This window comes from Acinetobacter sp. CIP A162 (genome assembly GCF_000367905.1).
GTDB lineage: Bacteria > Pseudomonadota > Gammaproteobacteria > Pseudomonadales > Moraxellaceae > Acinetobacter > Acinetobacter lwoffii.
Genome location: NZ_KB849159.1, coordinates 556,033 through 574,675, shown reverse-complemented (window position 1 = coordinate 574,675; position 18,643 = coordinate 556,033). Strand labels below are relative to the sequence as shown.

Annotated in this window: 13 protein-coding genes and 2 pseudogenes; 6 read left to right on the top strand and 9 right to left on the bottom strand. The window is 44.2% G+C overall.

Going from position 1 to position 18,643, the window contains the following annotated elements:
* Window positions 1-9: 9 nt before the first annotated feature.
* From F995_RS09105 to efp, 5 genes are all read right to left on the bottom strand, one after another.
* Complete coding sequence (locus F995_RS09105) at window positions 10-915, bottom strand: DUF58 domain-containing protein (protein ID WP_004646553.1); 906 nt, start codon at window positions 913-915, stop codon at window positions 10-12.
* A 12-nt stretch (window positions 916-927) separates the two neighbouring features.
* Entirely contained in the window at window positions 928-1,890 is a 963-nt protein-coding gene (locus F995_RS09100) for an AAA family ATPase (protein ID WP_004646552.1), read from the bottom strand.
* Window positions 1,891-2,289: 399 nt separating this feature from the next.
* The gene (locus F995_RS09095; protein ID WP_171057013.1) at window positions 2,290-2,595 is read right to left on the bottom strand and encodes a YbdD/YjiX family protein; all 306 of its coding nucleotides are present in this window, start codon (window positions 2,593-2,595) and stop codon (window positions 2,290-2,292) included.
* Between the two features lie 7 nt (window positions 2,596-2,602).
* Entirely contained in the window at window positions 2,603-4,702 is a 2,100-nt protein-coding gene (locus F995_RS09090) for a carbon starvation CstA family protein (protein WP_004646549.1), read from the bottom strand.
* 171 nt (window positions 4,703-4,873) lie between these two features.
* Window positions 4,874-5,443, bottom strand: coding sequence for an elongation factor P (gene efp / locus F995_RS09085; protein WP_004279747.1), 570 nt, complete (start codon window positions 5,441-5,443; stop codon window positions 4,874-4,876).
* Between the two features lie 382 nt (window positions 5,444-5,825).
* On the opposite strand from efp, the gene epmB reads away from it, so the two are divergent.
* From epmB to F995_RS09070, 3 genes are read left to right on the top strand one after another with little or no spacing between them, the layout of a single operon-like run.
* Window positions 5,826-6,848, top strand: a complete 1,023-nt coding sequence (gene epmB, locus F995_RS09080; protein ID WP_004279746.1) for an EF-P beta-lysylation protein EpmB — start codon at window positions 5,826-5,828, stop codon at window positions 6,846-6,848.
* A 9-nt stretch (window positions 6,849-6,857) separates the two neighbouring features.
* Window positions 6,858-8,603: a hypothetical protein gene (locus F995_RS09075; RefSeq protein ID WP_004646548.1), complete on the top strand. Its 1,746-nt coding sequence runs from the start codon at window positions 6,858-6,860 to the stop codon at window positions 8,601-8,603.
* Window positions 8,585-10,750, top strand: a complete 2,166-nt coding sequence (locus tag F995_RS09070) for an EAL domain-containing protein (RefSeq protein WP_004646547.1) — start codon at window positions 8,585-8,587, stop codon at window positions 10,748-10,750. Before F995_RS09075 ends, F995_RS09070 begins: the two co-directional genes overlap by 19 nt.
* Before the next feature lie 100 nt (window positions 10,751-10,850).
* Here the strand turns inward: F995_RS09070 and rpmE are convergent, their stop codons facing one another.
* The 4 genes from rpmE to F995_RS09055 all read right to left on the bottom strand — a co-directional run bounded on the left by rpmE (window position 10,851) and on the right by F995_RS09055 (window position 14,967).
* On the bottom strand, window positions 10,851-11,075 hold the full coding sequence (gene rpmE / locus F995_RS16340) for a 50S ribosomal protein L31 (protein WP_004279743.1): 225 nt from the start codon (window positions 11,073-11,075) through the stop codon (window positions 10,851-10,853).
* A gap of 195 nt (window positions 11,076-11,270) precedes the next feature.
* Window positions 11,271-12,251: a bile acid:sodium symporter family protein gene (locus F995_RS09065; protein WP_004646546.1), complete on the bottom strand. Its 981-nt coding sequence runs from the start codon at window positions 12,249-12,251 to the stop codon at window positions 11,271-11,273.
* Between the two features lie 144 nt (window positions 12,252-12,395).
* The gene (gene gloA / locus F995_RS09060) at window positions 12,396-12,797 is read right to left on the bottom strand and encodes a lactoylglutathione lyase (RefSeq protein ID WP_004279741.1); all 402 of its coding nucleotides are present in this window, start codon (window positions 12,795-12,797) and stop codon (window positions 12,396-12,398) included.
* A gap of 1 nt (window position 12,798) precedes the next feature.
* Window positions 12,799-14,967, bottom strand: a complete 2,169-nt coding sequence (locus tag F995_RS09055) for an AmpG family muropeptide MFS transporter (RefSeq protein ID WP_004646544.1) — start codon at window positions 14,965-14,967, stop codon at window positions 12,799-12,801.
* A 198-nt stretch (window positions 14,968-15,165) separates the two neighbouring features.
* Between F995_RS09055 and F995_RS09050 the strand changes: the two are divergent.
* The 3 genes and pseudogenes from F995_RS09050 to F995_RS09040 all read left to right on the top strand — a co-directional run.
* Window positions 15,166-16,572, top strand: a pseudogene (locus tag F995_RS09050) (AAA family ATPase); the annotation flags it as partial.
* Window positions 16,573-16,632: 60 nt separating this feature from the next.
* Window positions 16,633-17,334: an IS1 family transposase gene (locus F995_RS09045; RefSeq protein WP_004282341.1), complete on the top strand. Its 702-nt coding sequence runs from the start codon at window positions 16,633-16,635 to the stop codon at window positions 17,332-17,334.
* A 28-nt stretch (window positions 17,335-17,362) separates the two neighbouring features.
* Window positions 17,363-18,589 (top strand): annotated as a pseudogene (locus F995_RS09040) (Lon-insertion domain-containing protein); the annotation flags it as partial.
* Between the last annotated feature and the right edge of the window lie 54 nt (window positions 18,590-18,643).

Below are 18,643 nucleotides of genomic sequence, written 5' to 3'. Positions count from 1 at the left end.
TTACCCGCCTTAGGCCTGCGCCAACAATTGTTTGGCTTTCCGCAGTTGTTCTTCACCTGCACCCTGAGGCAATTCGGCCTGTGGCAAATGCAGACTATACGCACATTGCTGCTGCTCGCATTGCTCGACCAGACCCATCACAAATTCAAGTTTTTCTTCATGTGACTGACTCGGCATATGTGCATAATGAATCTCGATACTGTGTTCATCCTGATATTGCTCAAAGACTTTGACATACAAGCCTTGTCCACGCGCAAACTGCTTCCAGGACACCGCCTGCAAGGAATCGCCTGACTGGTAATTGCGCAATTCACGAAACTCATCCATATCCGGTTCAAAACGGTTAAAGTGATATTTATTTTCTGTGCTAAAAACTTCAGCTTTAGGCGCGACCCAGGCCGAATGCTGATGATAAAGATAGGTCCAGGCTCGAACTAACCCAAAGGGATAAACCGAATAAATCTGAATCACCGGATAATCAAACTTGCCACGTTGCTCTGCATAAAATGGCAGAATAAATTGCTGTTTTTGTGCATTCAGATAAACTTTCGCTAGCTGATTCCCTGCTTTGATATACAAATAGCGGGGGCGAAGCTGCTGCTGTTGAAAATAAAGATGCAGATTCACGCTATGACCGACCTGCCCCACATCATCTGCGATCAATTCAATTTTCAGGTCATGCAATTGCTTAAAAGTCAGATAAAAACTGATACACAGCACCGCACTGATTAAAAAGCAGAAACCTAAAATCAGGTTATTGGCATAGTTCACCCCGGCCACAAAGGTGATGAAGATCAACACCAGATACAGATAGCCCTGCTGATAAATAAATACCAAGACATCTTTCTGCGAGAGCTGTTTCTGCTGTGAGAATTGAAAGCGCTTGGCCAGCCATTTTTGCCAGGTTTTATCCAAGAGAGGACTCCTTTAGCTGACCGCAACCTGTTGCATCACATTAAACGTTTCAGCTTCACTTAAACCCAGACGATGCGAAGTCACCGCGACAAATACAGCCTGCACATCATCTGGTGTGACAAAAGCACGTTGCTGAATCAAAGCATACGCTTGTGCTGCGCGCTTCAAGGCCAGAAGGCCACGCGTAGAAAGTCCATGACGGCTTTTACGGGTTTCTTCTGCTAGATCAAGCAAATATTCCTGAATCGCTTCACTGATAAATATCTGATGCGTCAGACTTTGCAGATCCAGAATTTCATCTTCGGTAAAAATATGCGCCAGACTTGCAATCAGGGCAAAACGGGATTCCTGCTGTAATAACAGTTTTTCTGCATGGCGTGATGGATACCCCAAAGATAAACGCATCAGGAAACGGTCTAGCTGGGATTCCGGCAAAGCGTAAGTACCACTTTGGAATAGCGGGTTTTGTGTCGCAATCACCCAGAAAGGTTTCGGTAAGGCATAGCGTACGCCATCAATGGTGGCATAGCCTTCTTCCATGGCTTCGAGTAAGGCACTTTGGGTTTTGGGACTACAACGGTTGATTTCATCTGCCAGTAAAATCTGAGTAAAAATCGGGCCTTGTTTAAACTCGAACTGATGTTCTTTCTGGTTAAACATGTTAATACCGATGACATCACTGGCCAGCATGTCATTGGTAAATTGGATCCGCTGGAACTTTAACCCAGCCAGATGTGCCAGACTGCTGGCTAATGTAGTTTTACCCAATCCGGGTAAATCTTCAAATAAGACATGTCCGCCTGCAATCAAACAACAGAGTGCCAGTGTGGTCTGGGCCTGCTTATCCAACACAATGGCATTAACTTCTTCAAAAAAACGCTGGATCTTGGGTGCATAACTTGCAATTTTTTGTTCAAGCACAGTATTGATGTGTGCAATGTCGTTATTTTCCTTTTGTTTCATGCCCCAGATCACAATAATTTCCTTAATAAAACATGGCCTAAGATTAACATACACTGAAATTTAAATTTTCCCAAAAGATCAATCATCTGTCTGTGTAACTGAATAAATACACTCACTAGAAAATACCGGAATAGATAGAACACACAGAAATGAGATCTAGAAAATAAAAATGACCGCTACAGAAAAAGATGTTTTTGAATCAAATATCAAAATACTTATAGGACTTTGCCGTCTCTTGAAAAGACTTATAAATAAAAATTCATACTTAAAAGGTATATAAACCCAGATCATTTTTTCGATTTTTATAATTTTTTTTGGAAATAGCTCAACTCATGCAATCAGGGTTATTAGATGGCCTATTCTTTTAGAGAAAAAAAGCGCCCCCGAAAGGCGCTTGCTGTTACTTAACCATTAACATGGACATTTCTTCATACCACTACCCGCGGATGGATAACGCGAATCTACACAATGGCGATAGAAAGTCTTAGGATCCATGGGTTCCAGATCCGGGTGATGCTTGCGCATATGCTCCACATAGGTCTGATAATCTGGCACACCGACCATCAAACGGAAACTTTGCTGCAAACGTTGCCACAGGGTTGCAATCCGTGACCAGTTTTTCGGGTTCAGGATCAAATCCTTCTGCGACATCACGGTCATTTTGATGATTTTATAAATCATCGTTTTCCCGCTTTTGGCAAACTTCAGATTCATAATATTCTCCTTAATGACCTTTCGCTGGCTGAATCTCTTCTGGATCACGATAAATCGCTTCTGCCTCATGCACGGTCGGTACCGGACTTGCCAAGGCACGGCGAATCACACCAATCGCAGCGAACAACATCACAAAAGCCACAATCATGAAGAAAGCACAAAGTGCAGCATTGATCTGGTTCGACATCGCTACCGTCTGCATTTCAGCCATAGTTTTCGCTGGCGCCAGGATTTCATTATTGGCAATTGCCGTGTTGAAACGGTCAGCTTGAGCAAGGAAACCAATCTTTGGATTTTCATGGAAAATCTTCTGCCAGCCTGCTGTCATGGAAGTAATGAACAGGAATACTGTTGGGATAATTGTTACCCAGACATATTTCTGTTTTTTCATCTTGAACAGAATGACGGTACCAAGAATGAGTGCCATCGCAGCCAGAATCTGGTTACCAATACCAAACAGTGGCCATAAGCTGTTAATCCCGCCCAGTGGATCGACTACGCCCTGATACACAAAGAAGCCCCAGCCTGCCACTGCAACCGCAGTACCCAATAGGTTTCCGAAGAAGTTATGCGACTGTTTCACCGCAGGAATCACGATACCCACGGTATCCTGCACCATGAAACGACAGGCACGGGTACCAGCATCTACAGCAGTCAGGATAAACAATGCTTCAAACAGAATCGCAAAGTGATACCAGAATGCCATCATTTCACGACTGTTGAAAATTTCAGTGATGATATGTGCCATACCAATTGCAAAGGTAGGCGCACCACCAGTACGTGACAAAATCGAGTTTTCACCGACTTCTTGTGCCAGTAAGGTCAAGGCTTCAGGCGTTACCACAAAACCAAGGGTTCGTACTGCTTCTGCTGCACTTTCGGCTGTAGTACCGAGTAATGCGGCTGGTGAGTTAATGGCAAAGTAAATTCCTGGATCCAGAATTGCAGCACAGATCAAGGCCATGATCGCCACAAAAGATTCCATCAACATACCGCCGTAACCGATCATGCGGATATCGCGTTCATTGTTGACCAGTTTCGGTGTCGTCCCCGAAGATACCAAGGCATGGAAACCGGAAATCGCACCACACGCAATAGTAATGAACAGGAATGGGAACATAGAACCTGCGAATACAGGACCAGTCCCATCAATGAATTTGGTAATCGCTGGCAGTTTCATTTCAGGCATGGCAAACAGGATACCCACGGCCAAACCTGCAATCACGCCAATTTTCAGGAAGGTCGACAGATAATCACGTGGAGCAAGCAATAGCCAGACTGGCAATACCGACGCAATGAAGCCATAAATGATCAGCGCCCAAGTCAGTTCAGTGCCAGAAAGTGTAAAGAATGGCCCCCAATATGGATGTTGTGCGATGTTTTCACCGTAGATAATGCCCAGCATCATCAAGACAAAACCAATAATCGAGACTTCAGCAATTTTACCCGGGCGGATAAAACGCATGTAGATGCCCATAAAGATCGCAATCGGAATGGTGGCTGCAATACTGAATACACCCCATGGACTGTTAGTCAGTGCTTTAACAACGACTAGCGCCAATACTGCCAGAATGATGATCATCACGCCCAAGGCACCGAGCATCACGATAATACCGGCAAAGGTTCCGAGTTCCTGCTTAGCCATCTCACCAAGTGATCGACCGTCACGACGGGTGGAAATAAACAGTACCAGGAAGTCTTGTACCGCACCTGCCAGCACCACACCGACCAGTAGCCAGATCGTCCCAGGTAAATAGCCCATCTGCGCTGCCAGGATCGGACCGACTAAAGGACCTGCACCGGCAATCGCTGCAAAGTGATGGCCAAATAGAACGCTTTTATTGGTCGGCACATAGTCCAGACCATCGGCCAGACGATGCGCAGGCGTTAAACGGCGTTCATTCAGCTCAAATACTTTGGTGGCAATAAATAAACTGTAGAAACGGTAAGCAATGCTATAGACACAGGCGGCGGCAAGTACCAGCCAGACTGCATTGACATGCTCACCCCGACTCAGTGCCAGAACTCCGAAAGAGACTGCACCCACAATGGCTACCAAAAGCCAAATCATTTTCGAAGTCAGCGTCGACTTCTTTTGTAAAGTTTCCATTCAATCCCTCATATTGTGATGCATACAAATCAGCGTGATTGTTGTTGTTCGAGGTACTGCTGTTTTCCCTTGCGACTTTACGCCTGTTCTTTTGCTTTTCCTCTACGACTTTGGCATAAAAAAAGGGATGATTTAAATCATCCCTCTCGATAATAGTCTATTTTCAAACCATTATGCACGTTCTAAATAGTCACCAGTACGGGTATCTACACGAACGCTTTCTTCTTGCTGTACGAATAATGGAACACGTACTACAGCACCTGTTTCAAGTTTCGCTGGCTTACCGCCACCGCCAGAAGTATCACCACGAACACCTGGATCAGTTTCAACGATTTTAAGTACGACGAAGTTCGGTGGAGTCACGTTTAAAGGCACGCCATTGAACAACATGATGGTACATTTTTCATTTGAATCGTCTTTTAACCATTTTGCAGCATCGCTCATTGCTGTTTTATCAGCTGCGATCTGTTCAAAGGTAACAGGATCCATGAAGTTCCACATTTCGCCATCGTTGTACAAGTATTCCATTTCTACTTCAACGATATCAGCCGCTTCTAGGTTCTCGCCTGATTTGAAAGTTTTTTCCAGAACTTTACCTGATTTAAGGTTACGTAATTTTACGCGGTTAAAAGCTTGGCCTTTACCTGGTTTTACGTATTCGTTTTCCATGATTGAACATGGGTTGCCATCAAGCATAACCTTAAGGCCTGACTTGAAATCATTCGTAGAATAATAGGCCATGACTGGCGCACTCCAAACTTACTAACTTTAATCTATTGATGCTATGGGCTGTTGCGATGTCATTTAGCAAGTCTGACACGAACATTGAGTTGCCACATGCACATTCATTTGATGTTGCGTATTCTAAATGAGCAATACACTTTGCCGCAATGAAAAAATCCGCTTTCACCCACTCAGGCTGTTTAAGTTACAATCAGACATGAAAATCCTTTGTTTATTCATGTCTTGCTCAACGTTAAAATACCATCAGGCGAGCACCAAGATCAGCATAGCTGAATCGCTCTTTATTTTACAGCGCAGTGGATTATTGCGCTTCGGCACAAACTGTTAAACTGCGCCCATCAGGCTTTGTCCTCTCACTTATTATTGTTAATCTTCCGGCATGACGAACTATTTATATCAAGAACAAAACTGGCAATCACAGCTCAGCGACCTGATCACTGATCCCCGCGAACTGCTTGAAGTACTGCAACTTGCACCAGAGCAACTGCTCTCAGGTGCCATTTTAGCTTCTGAACAGTTTAAGTTGCGTGTGCCGCGTGCTTTTGTCGGCAAAATGCAGGTCGGAAACCCTTTAGACCCATTGCTTTTACAAGTGCTACCCCATCACTTGGAACTGGAAGAACATCCAGGATTTGTTACCGACCCCTTGGGCGAAGAACAGGCCAATCAGCAACCCGGCGTACTGCACAAATATAAATCCCGTTTCTTGCTGACACTGACTGGTGCCTGTGCTGTACATTGCCGTTATTGTTTCCGCCGGCATTTCCCCTATCAGGAAAATCTGCCTAAAAATGAAGACTGGATAAATATCAAGCAATATCTGGAAAGCCAGCCTGATATTAATGAAGTGATTCTGAGTGGCGGTGATCCACTAACCTTATCGAACCGGAAATTAAAAACCTGGATTGAACGATTAGAATCAGTACCACATCTCAAATTCTTAAGAATACATTCACGAGTTCCTATTGTGATCCCCAACCGAGTCGACGAAGAGCTACTTAGCATGTTAAAAAACAGTAGGCTACGTATTATTCTGGTGGTACACTCAAACCATGCATCGGAGCTGGATGACTTCACTTGCAAGCGTTTAAACCAACTGGTTCAACAGCAGATCACCGTTCTGAATCAGGCGGTTTTATTAAACGGGGTGAATGATTCTGCTCAGGTTTTAGTAGATTTAAGCTATCGCTTGTTTGATGCCGGGGTCATGCCTTATTATTTACATGTACTTGATAAAGTAAAAGGTGCGCATCATTTTGATTTAGCGCCTGACCATATTAATGAGATTTATACAGAAGTTTTAGCGAACCTGCCGGGGTATTTGGTTCCTAAACTGGTTCGAGAAATAGCGGGCGAGAAGAATAAGACACCGCTTTTTGGGGTTTCAACATTTTTGAGTTAAATAATAAAGATGAGCACGCATACTTCAGACATTTTTCAGACACCGACGGAACTTAAACGAGAGCAGTTGAGCTTTTGTCCAACCACTGCCAAGGCTTTGCAGGAATGGGGTGCGGGGATTTCGATTCTACAACTAGGGAATTCATCCAAATCCCTGTTTAATGCCTTATTGGAAGTTTCTGAGCTGAAATGTACAGAAACCCTGCGCTTTGACCTGATTCAGGTCTTGCATCCCACCCTTGAAAATGTCCTGACCAGTCTGGAAAAGCATTTCGTCAATCAGGGCCTGATCACTTCCGACCGGAATGACCAGATTATTGAGCTGGCTATGCTGCTGCGCAGTCATTTTGCCAAAATTTATATCGATATCGTCAAACGCTGTAATCATCAGCTGACCCATCAGAAGTTTTCGCTATTTTCTCTAGGCAAAAAGAAGAGCATTCAAACTGCCCGGATGGTATCGATTTATTATGCCCTGCAACAACTCACACTTCTTTTATATCAACAGCATATGCTGTATAGCACGCCAGGTCTGGGACAATGGCTGGCTGCCCATCAACTGCTTGAATGTGCAATAGACAATAATTTCTATCAAAGCAATATCAATCAGGTATTAGGTACCCAGCATGAGATCCAGAACATTGCACATGCCTATGCACAGCTGATTTTACTGGATATCTTCAATACTCATCAGATCCGGCCTGCAGAAATTCAGGGCCTGTATCTATGCAGTTTTGACTGGGCCAAACTGGTACAGATCCTGCCGAAGGAAACCACGCTGTCCCGTTATGTGGTCGATGCCAGCAAAGATCATCCGCCGATCTTTAATTCCCATCAAGAGCCACAGTTTCAGCCGAGCTTCTATATTTCCACACAGAATCTGATGGATCATTTAACGGGTACTCAAAGTAAAAATGCCCAGTATCTGTCGCGGAATGAAAAACTGTTCCTGACCCCTGCACTGCATTTTCATATCTACAATCTGCTCTCGAACAATGTCGAGCGTCGTCATGAACGTTATGAATATTCAGCACAGATCAATATCTGCTTTGGCTTAAGCGTGGCGCATTTTTACCTGTCTAAAGGTAAAAACTTCAACGAAACTCTGGAACTCGAGGCCAATTATAATTTCCAGAGCGAAAGCAGTTTTGTCAGCTCGATGGAAAACGCCATTCCAAGTAGTTTTAGCAGCATCAAGGCGCTCGATCGAGAAACCAAACAGATCCATAGCGCTGAAGTTCTGGATATCAGTGTCAATGGTTACCGGATTAAATGGACTGGTATTACCCCGGCTAACCTGAAAACCGGTGAATTCATTCTGGTTCAGGAAAAAACCCAGAGTCAGTGGCGTGGCGGTGTGATTCGCTGGATCAAGCAGTCAACGGATAAGAGCCTGGAAATCGGGCTGGAAATTTTGGCACAAGAGCTCTTTCCTTGTGCAGCTTATACCCGTACCGAACGTCATCATGTCAACTATCAGCCTGCCCTGTTGGTGAAAATGACGCAACTGGATCAGGTCTCGACCAGCTTGATTGTCTCTGGTTCACAGATGTTTAGGGAAAAACAAACCATTCATTTACGTCTCGGTCAGGAAGAAATCAAAATCTATCTGACCAAAGCACAACTGATTACGCAGAGTTTCATCCGTTTTGATTATGAATTACTCAATGATCAGGAAGAAGAGATGATCGAAAACTTTATCGATCAGCACATGAATGAAAGCAGAAATCATGATTTATGGGAAGCATTGAAGTGAGAAATCCATTATTGTCTAAAAAGTTAAAACGTACTGAAACACGTTTACTGATTATTGATGATAATCAAATTAGATATAACCAAATCCGTGATCTGCTGACCAGTCATGATTATCAGGTGGATGCTGTCCTGCTGGATGATCTGCAATCTTTTGAAAAACAATTAAATTTCAACTGGGATCTGATTATTTTTGGACGTGCCTACGACCTGAAATATGAACAGGCCTTAAGTTTGGTGCGCCTTTCGCAGCAACCTAATCTGCCGATGATTTTGCTTAAACCGGATGATTACCAGGCTGAACAATATGCGCAATATATCCGTAAAGGGGTATATGACATTCTCAATTTTGACTACCTGGAACGCTTTTATGTGGGACTGGTCCGAGCATTGTCATTTAGCCGTTTGTCACAGTCTCAGCAACATTTAATGACTGAGCTGGAAACAGCACAAATTCAGGCACAATCTTTAGTAGACGACAGCAACCGTGCTGTTGCCACCATTCAGGAAGGGATTCATATTCAGGCCAATGCGGACTACCTGAAACTGTTTGGCTTGCAAAATGAAGATGAGATTATTGGCCTACCGCTTCTGGATCTGCTCCAGCCTTCAGATTTGAATGATTTTAAAACGCGTTTCAAAAAGATTTCTCAGGGTCAATTTGATTTAGGTCGGGTCGAGATCCAGTCTCTGAATCCGCATGTGTCCGCATCTAATCCATTAAAACTGGAATTCTTGCCTTCAACGGCTGAAGAAGATGCGGTACAAATTAGCATTGATACTCAATCTCAAACGGTTTTTTCCGAGAAAACTCCTGGAAAACCAAGTGTTTTTCAGTCACTTAAACGTGAACTGAACAAGCAGTCTGCACCGGTGAATGCCTTAGTCACTTTCTCTTTAAGTGCATATGACCCGGAAGTTCTACAATCTGACTGGGCCACTTTTAATGGGTACTTTGATGCAGTCAAAGAATTCCTCAAGGAACAGACCCATATTCCCCTGTTTAAACTGGAATATGATGTCGTTGTCGGTCTGTTTCAGGCAGACTCTAAAGCAATTCTTGAATCCAAACTGATCAGTTTAAATGCCTTAAGCAAACCGCAACTCATTACAGTGGGACCAAAGTCATTCCCTCTAAATTTGCGCTTGGGCTATGTCATGCTTGAACAGGGTTTGCAAGATGAAATGCAATGCAATACGCTGATTGGACAAGCATTCTCGACATCTTTACCTCAAGCAGAAGCTGTACCTGAATTTAAACTTGATATTCCTGCGTCACTGAGCAGTCCGGTTGCGGTAGAAATGCCAAGTATAGATTTCAGTGTTGCTGAAACACCAGTTGCCAGCCCAACATTGGCAGCCGTCAGTCCAGCAGTCACGTCTATTCCTAGCGCTACACCTTCTATTTTGAAAGCCTTAAGTGAATGTCTGGAACGTGGGGAGATCCATTTAAAATATCAACAACTCTATGATAAAGAAGATACGCGTTTATATACCTATGAAGTGACCAGTGGCTTTATTTTTGAGAATAAATGGCAGGATATTTCTAGCCTTTTAGAACTTCATGAAGATGATGAACTGTCCATTAAACTGGATCGCTGGATTCTGGTTGAAGCCAGTAAACAGCTACACAACTTTATTACCCAGTATCCTGATGCAAGCTTAATTGTCAATTTGAACCGTGCCGTACTATTTAAAGACCGCACCTTCCCGGAATTTATTTCCAAGCTGATTACGATTATTCGCAGTAAAGTGAAGCATCCGCTAATCTTGCAATTCTCAGAAGAAGATATTTTACTGAATCAACAAGATGCACAAAAATATCTACGCGTGCTGTATGAACATGGCGCACTGATTGCACTGCGTGATTTTGGTCAATCCATGTACAGTCAAAATTTACTGCGCGAACTTGAACTGGATGGTGTCAGCTTACATTCAAACTTAACCAATATGCTCAATAAAGATACCGAGATTGAGCAACTACAGGAAAAAATTACCAGCTATAATGAAATCAAGCCACTCAACATTCTGATTCGTGAATTAAATGATATGACACTGTTCGCGAATGCCTGGAACGTGGATGCCCGCTTTATTCAGGGGAATTATTTCCAGAAAAAACTCGATCATTTGATTGATGTACAAGATCACTAAGATCTTGTACAAGCCTGCGCATTTAGGAAATCGAATGATAATTTTTTAAATTGCAGGCACAAAAAAAACGGGCTTAAAGCCCGTTTTTTCATTTTGGGTATTAACGTTTAACAGAACGTGACATACCAGCAAAACGTTGTTTGAACTTGTCGATACGACCGCCAGTGTCAACGTTCTTTTGCTTACCAGTGTAGAATGGGTGGCAAGCTGAACATACGTCTAGATAAAGAGTTTCTTTACCAAGAGCTGAACGAGTTTCGATTACGTTACCACATGAACAAGTAGCAACTAAAGTTTCATATTTTGGGTGAATATCGGCGCGCATCGTCGATTACTCCATTAGATTCAAGAAGGTTTAGCTGTCATCGCTATTGATCACTCTCAAATGAGGAAGCAGGAACATCGTTCATGCAGATCAACACCACAACAGACCATTCTTTTGGCCCACCGAGACGGATACCGTCAGAGCTAAGCACAACAAGTGGGCGTCATTATACGTGAAACGAATTCAATATGCGAATTATTCTTCAGCTTCTGATCCAGCCTCTTTGGCCCACAGATTGGCAATAATCCCGCAGACCATCAACTGAATCTGATGGAAAATCATGATCGGCAGGACAATCATGCCCAGCGGCTGGCCAATAAATAAAATTTGCGCCATCGGTACTCCACTGGCCAGGGTTTTTTTAGAACCACAAAAGAATGCCGTTTTCTGGTCAGCGCGGCTGAAGCCCAGCCAGCGTGGAATATAAAGTGATAATAACATCACAATGGTGAGTAACACCGAGCAAGCCAGCAATAGCAGCAACAAGGTACTCAGGCTCACTTCATTCCACAGACCAGCCACTACGGCGCTACTAAAAGCGCCATACACCACCAGTAAAATCGAGCCTTGATCGAAGACCTTGACGATTTTTGGCATTTTCATCATTTGCGGATAGATCCATGGACGCAGAATCTGTCCTAAAATAAACGGTACCAAGAGCAGCAGTGTAATCTGGATAATCGAAGAAGTCGGATCAAAACCATGATCAGATTGACCGAGAATAAAAAATGCCACCAATAATGGGGTAATAAACATACCGATCAGATTGGAAAAAGAGGCACTACATACCGCCCCGGCGACATTGCCATGAGCCACTGAAGTAAAGGCGATCGAGGACTGCACGGTGGATGGCAGGAAACACATAAACAGGAAACCCCAATATAGTTCCTGTCCGAGCATGGGTAATAAAATCGGCTTGGCCAAAAGCCCGAGAATCGGAAACAGGGCAAAAGTTAGCGCAAAAACTAAAGTATGCAATTTCCAGTGCATAATGCCTTGCACCACAGCTTCACGAGACAGTTTGGCGCCGTGCAGGAAAAACAGGATGGCGATCGCTCCTGTCGTCACCCAGCCAAAGACTTCAGCCGCCTTCCCCGAAACTGGCAACACACTGGCCAGCAAAACCATCACAAACAACAGTATCGTAAACCGATCCAATGCCAAGAACTTAAGCATATCTCTATAATCCCTCAGATTTTATTGTTTGATATAAAAATGCCCGGCTATCTTAACAGATGCCGGGCCCATGCTATGCACTCAGATTGATGTAATATTTTCATCTATACATGAATGCATTTCATATATCTCGCTACATCACACTTAGTTATTACGTGCATTGTTGTCTTGCTGGATCAGCTCGATCTTGTAGCCATCTGGATCTTCTACAAATGCAATTACAGTCACGCCACCTTTCATTGGGCCGGCTTCACGCACCACATTACCGCCACGCGCTTTAATCTCTTCGCAAGCCTTGTAAGCATCATCAACTGCAATCGCGATATGACCATAAGCATTGCCCAGTTCATAGCTGTCTGTATCCCAGTTATGGGTCAATTCCAGTACGGTGTGATTCTCTTCATCGCCATAACCGACAAAAGCCAGGGTAAAACGGCCTTCTTCGTAATCACGCTTACGAAGCAAAGTCATGCCAAGTACTTCAGTATAGAACTTGAGAGATTGTTCTAAATTGCCTACACGTAACATGGTATGCAGCATGCGCATATTAATCATCCTTCTGTACAGATTGTTGTTGGTGTTCACCGAGCAGTTTTGCGACCCAAACCACCAGAATCAGGATCGGAATCCCGATTAGAGTAGTCATCAGGAAGAAATTCGGATAACCGATATTGGTGACTATAGTACCCGAATATCCGCCTAAAATCTTAGGGGTCAAAGTCATGAGTGAGCTAAAAATCGCATATTGAACAGCGGTAAAAGACACACTGGTCAAGCTCGACAAGAATGCAATAAACGCAGCACCAGCCAGCCCAGCAGCCAGATTGTCGACAATAATAGCAAAATAAAGCCACTTGTCGCTATAAGGTTTAATTACCTTACCACTGACTTCGACTGTATCTGAACTGTTGCCATCCACCACTGCCAAGGGCTGAATATCGACATCCAGATTCTGGGTACTAGCCAACTGATCATTGACCTGATAAACATGCGTGGTTTGCTGAAGTGCCTGATCATCTTGCATCAAGACTGCACTGATAATATGTGCAGGTGACTGAATCAGTTGCTGTGCAGGAATCGCGGCAGTAAATACGCCTTCACTTTCCAGTTTTGCCTCAATATTCTGATCATTGATTTGCAAAACAATCTTTTGATTTTCTTGCAGTGCTTCACCGACATACTGGCTGCGCACTACAATGGTCTTGTCCTGTTCAGCTACAGTGAGGCTATTGTCACTGGTGATCGGCAAGATCTGTAACTGGGTGCTACCCTGTTCTGTGGTCAAATACGGCATATTGACCTGTACCGGGGCCTGATCAGTAACATCTCCATCCAGATAAGCAGCCGATACTTGTAGCTGTTTGCTCTGCGCCAGCACTGCACTTGGGATATCCAGCTTCCAGTAACCAACTTCATCGGTCTCTGCCTGATAAACCTGATTACCGGCTTTAACTTCCACAGCTGCCAGTTTTTCACCAGACTTGACTAGGCCGATAAAAATCAGGTTGGTAGAACAGGCCAGTACGGCACCGACAAACATCAGTTTCATGATGTTCATCTTCTGGGCCAAGAGCCCGCCAAGGAAACCACCGACTAAAGAGAAAATCACCCCATAGACTTTAACGGCCTCGGCAATCTGTTCTTTACTGAAATTCAGGTCCTGATAGAACACATTGGAAATGACGCCGGCAATAATATCGGAAACCCGATAAAAACCGATCAACAATAACAGCACCAATGCCAGTTTCAAGCCATAACGCTTAAAGAAATCTGCAACCGGATTGACCCAGGTTTCATAGGCCATCTGCTTGTTAACCGCACCCATTTTTACCAAGCCTGCACCAATCGCAAAGGCCACTGCACCCGAGCCAACAAAGCGCAAAGCTTCAAAACAGAACAAGGCAAAGGTATCTTGAATAGCGAATTGTTCGGTGATGCTGGCCACCAGATTGCCCGAATAGATATAGCTCAGAACAAAACTGATTACCGCCACAAAAAACACCGCAACTAAACGGAAATAATCACTGCGCACATAGTGTTTGCGTACCCGGTTAACCTGCGGCTCCCGAATGGACAGTGTGGTGATAATACCGACCAGCATGACAGCAGCCATCGCCAGATAGGTCCATTTCCAGGCATCATAGATATAGTTGCCTTTCGCAGTTCCCAAATAGGCCGCAAGAAACAAGGCACCAGCACCGGCCACAATCATCCCGATCCGGTAACCTGCATTATAGGTGGAAGCCAATACGGTCTGCATCTGGGTTTCCGCCAGCTCAATCCGGTAGGCATCAATCACAATATCCTGCGTTGCTGCGGAGAAACCAAGCAGGACAGCACCGAGCGCCATTTGCTGTAAATGTGTGGCACCCAAAGCCGGATCAGAAAAGGCCATAATGGAAATGGCACAGACAATCAGAATCTGCGCAATCAGCAACCATGCACGACGACGTCCCAGAGCCTTGGTCAGAAAAGGGACAGGAAGTTCATCAATGAGCGGTGCCCAGACGAATTTAAACGAATAGCCCAATGCGGCCCAGCTAAAGAAAGTTACTGCACTTTTGCTGATTCCGGCCTCACCTAACCATAAAGACAGACTGGAAAAAATCAGAAGAATCGGCACACCAGCCGAAAATCCCAAGAACAGCATGATCAATGCACGTCGATCTAAAAATGCTGTAAATGCGGATTTCCAACCCGTCGTTTGTGTTGTCATTGCTTTATTATTTTCCGCAGAAAAACCAATTGCTGCTATTCAATCCTGTAATAGCGTATCTTTCAACAAGATTTATATATTTATCACATTTCCGGTTTTTTATTTTCTGGCAAAAGCGACATGTTGGCTTGAATTTTTCAAGTAAATCTGTATACCTTAACTCCTATCAACGTAATATTTCGTTTTGGATTTTCAACAGTGACCCAGAGACTCGATCAAATTAATTCTTCTATTGCCAGCAACACCAGCACAACTCCACAAAAAATCCGCTCAGATTTACTTATCTCTGCATTTGAACAAAGCGAAATTAAAAATACTCTGGACCATACCCGGTTAACATCCACCCAGCTGACGCACATTCCAAACTTAGAAAAAATTCCTGCGTCAACCAAACGGATCAAGCCCCTGAATAACTTTTTGGGCCAAGATCGCGCACGCGCCTCAGTTGAGGCCGGGATTGCCCTGCCTTATTCCGGCTATAACATTTTTGCTGTCGGTACCGCAGGTCTCGGAAAACGCACCATGGTGAAGCGTTTGCTGCAACAGCACGCCAAAACTATGGAAACCCCGAATGACTGGGTGTACGTCAATAACTTTCAGAACCAGCGTCAGCCGATTGCGCTAGAACTGCCCCCGGGTCAAGGTCCAAAATTCCAAGCCATGTTGAATCAAAGCTGGCAAACGATTCTAAAACAGCTTGAGCGCCGTTTTACTGCAGAAACCTATCACAACCGCATTGAAATGATTCGCCAGGAAACCGGTGATGAACAGCAGCAGGCGCTCATCGAACTGACCAAAGAAGGCGCAGAACTGGATCTGAAGCTGATCTCGCGACATGATGAGCACTGTTTTGTCCCTGTGCATCTGATTGATGACAAATTGCAGGAAATGTCTCAGGAAGATCTGAATGCCTTAAGCAATAAAGATCGTGCTGAACTGGCGTCCAACATGCGCTATATGGACAAGAAACTGGAACGTCTGGGTTTGCACCTGGGTGATCTGGAAGATGATGCACGTGATCGCGTACAGATCCTGAACCGCGATATCGCCAAGCAGGTGGTCTTACCGCGAGTCGAACAGATTCTGGCAAAATTCAAACATGTGGAAGGTCTGGAACATTACCTGAAATATTATGCCGAAGACATTATCAACAATGTCGAAATTGTGCTGGAACAGGAAGAAGACGATTTCACTCCGGCACTGTTCAGTCGCGTTCCAGCACGTTATCAGGCCAATGTGATTATTACCCATAAGCCGAACAGTGGCGCACCGGTAATCTTTGAAGATTTTCCAACGCATTACAATTTATTGGGGCATGTGGAACAACTGACCCAAAATGGTACGATTACCACGGACTTTACTTTGATTCGTCCAGGTACCTTGCACAAGGCTAACGGTGGCTTCCTGATGCTGGAAGCGGAACAATTGCTGGAACAGCCGTATGCATGGCAAGGCTTGAAGCGCGCGCTTAAATCGGGGCATTTAAAACTTTCCTCGCTCGAGCATATGATCACGCTGACCGGCAGCATTTCAATCGAACCTGCTTCAATTCCTCTGAATATCAAGGTGATCTTGCTGGCTGAGCCTGAGATCTATTATGAAATTTGGTGGTGTTTCAAAAAGTATGCTGAAAAAAAGCAGGTTGGATTTTGATAAAATAGAGAAATGCGAATAACTCTAGAAATCAAGTGTCCAGCCTGCCTAAGTGACAGTATAAAGAAAAATGGCACAAAAGTAGATGGTAAGCAAAATTACCAATGTAAAATATGCAGACGTCAATTTATTGGTGATCATGCTCTCAGTTATCAAGGCTGTCACTCAGGTATCAAAACCAAAATATTACACCTCATGGTGCGAGGCAGTGGTGTCAGGGATATAGCAGAAATTGAAAGAGTAAGTATCGGTAAAGTTCTACGGACACTTAGCCAATCAAAATATCAACTTCGAGCACAGCAAAGTCATTATGAAACCCTTGAAGTAGATGAGTTTTGGACTTTTGTTGGTCATAAGCAAAATAAACAATGGCTAATTTATGCCTATCATCGAGAAACAGGTGAAATTGTTGCTTATGTATGGGGTAACCGAGATTTAGCCACTGCAAAACGACTTAAATTAAAATTGAAGCAGTTAGGTGTAAGCTATACATGTATATCAAGTGACCATTGGGATAGCTTTGTTACGACCTTTAAAGAATGCAAACAGTTGATTGGTAAATTTTTCACTGTGGGTATAGAAGGCAATAATTGTCGATTACGGCATCGAATCAGGCGAGGCTTTAGGAGAAGCTGCAACTTCTCCAAAAAGCTTGAAAATCATTTCAAAGCCTTTGATTTAGTGTTCTTTTATATCAATAATGGATTCGTTTAATGCCAGCATACTTTTTGAAACACCACCTGAAATTTTAGAGCTTGAACCAGAGCTGGGCAGCATCTTTAAAATCCGTGCTGATTTTACCGATACATTACAACGTAATGACGATAACGAGCAGGCTTATATGCAGCTGATTGCCGACTATGTGCAATCCGATAAATTACTGCCTTTTGACCGTTCCGCTTTGGCGGCATTGCTCACAGATTCCAGTCGTCAGGCCGAAGATCAAAGTTCATTGTCATTACATGCCCTGACGCTGGGCGATCTGATCCGTGAAGCACATCATCATGCCTTCCAGGCCGGTGACAAGATGGTTTCAGAAAAACATATCAATACCGCACTGGATCACCGTAAATATCGTCTTGGCTATTTACGTGAACTGTACTGGCAGGATCTGACCCGTGGTACCCAACTGATCGAAACCCGTGGTCATCGTCTGGGCCAAATCAATGCCCTGTCCGTCATTCACTATGCTGATGTTGAGTTTGGTCTGCCTTCACGTCTGACTGCTTCGGTTTACCAAGGTGGCGGTGATATTCTGGATATCGAACGCAGTGTCGAACTCGGTGGCTCTTTGCATGCCAAGGGCGTGTTGCTGATGTCGTCTTTCCTGAAAGCACATTTTGGCCGTGAACAGACCTTGCACTTCTCTGCTGCGCTAGCGTTCGAACAAAGTTATGGTCAGGTCGATGGTGACAGCGCCACAGTCGCGGAGCTTTCTGCCCTGTTATCTGCTATCAGCCAGTTACCGATTGATCAGTCCTGGGCCATTACCGGTTCCATGAACCAGCTGGGACAAGTACAACCGGTAGGTGGTGTGAATGCCAAAATTGAAGGTTTTTTTGATGCTTGCAAGTTACAAGGTCTGACAGGAAAACAAGGTGTAATTATCCCACGTCAAAATATGCAACATCTGATGCTGCGTAAAGATGTCACCATTGCTGTGGAAGAAGGTCAGTTCCATATTCACGCGATTGATACCATTGATCAGGCGCTGGAAATCCTGATGGCACGTCCTGTCGGCACCTTGGATAAAAAAGGTCGCTATAGCAAAAATTCAATCTATGCCGCAGTAATGGCACAGCTGGATTATTGGCAAGCGATTGAAGATGGTGCCGAACTGGTCGAAGTGCCGAAGAAAAAGAAAAAGAAGAAGAAAAAAAAAGACAAGAAGCAAATCGTCGAGCCACAAACTGAAGTTGAAGCTGATGCTTCGACAGTTGAAAAGCCGGATGCAGCGACAGAGGATTAACTCTGACCTTGCTCCAGATAAAATAGAGATAAAAAAAGCGCTTCTCAATGAAGC

What these genes read in the sequence shown, in the direction of transcription:
- F995_RS09090 (WP_004646549.1), bottom strand. Translation starts at nt 4,702, where the DNA reads ATGGAAACTTTACAAAAGAAGTCGACGCTGACTTCGAAAATGATTTGG.
- efp (WP_004279747.1), bottom strand. Translation starts at nt 5,443, where the DNA reads ATGGCCTATTATTCTACGAATGATTTCAAGTCAGGCCTTAAGGTTATG.
- epmB (WP_004279746.1), top strand. Translation starts at nt 5,826, where the DNA reads ATGACGAACTATTTATATCAAGAACAAAACTGGCAATCACAGCTCAGC.
- F995_RS09075 (WP_004646548.1), top strand. Translation starts at nt 6,858, where the DNA reads ATGAGCACGCATACTTCAGACATTTTTCAGACACCGACGGAACTTAAA.
- F995_RS09070 (WP_004646547.1), top strand. Translation starts at nt 8,585, where the DNA reads ATGGGAAGCATTGAAGTGAGAAATCCATTATTGTCTAAAAAGTTAAAA.
- rpmE (WP_004279743.1), bottom strand. Translation starts at nt 11,075, where the DNA reads ATGCGCGCCGATATTCACCCAAAATATGAAACTTTAGTTGCTACTTGT.
- F995_RS09065 (WP_004646546.1), bottom strand. Translation starts at nt 12,251, where the DNA reads ATGCTTAAGTTCTTGGCATTGGATCGGTTTACGATACTGTTGTTTGTG.
- gloA (WP_004279741.1), bottom strand. Translation starts at nt 12,797, where the DNA reads ATGCGCATGCTGCATACCATGTTACGTGTAGGCAATTTAGAACAATCT.
- F995_RS09055 (WP_004646544.1), bottom strand. Translation starts at nt 14,967, where the DNA reads ATGACAACACAAACGACGGGTTGGAAATCCGCATTTACAGCATTTTTA.
- F995_RS09045 (WP_004282341.1), top strand. Translation starts at nt 16,633, where the DNA reads ATGCGAATAACTCTAGAAATCAAGTGTCCAGCCTGCCTAAGTGACAGT.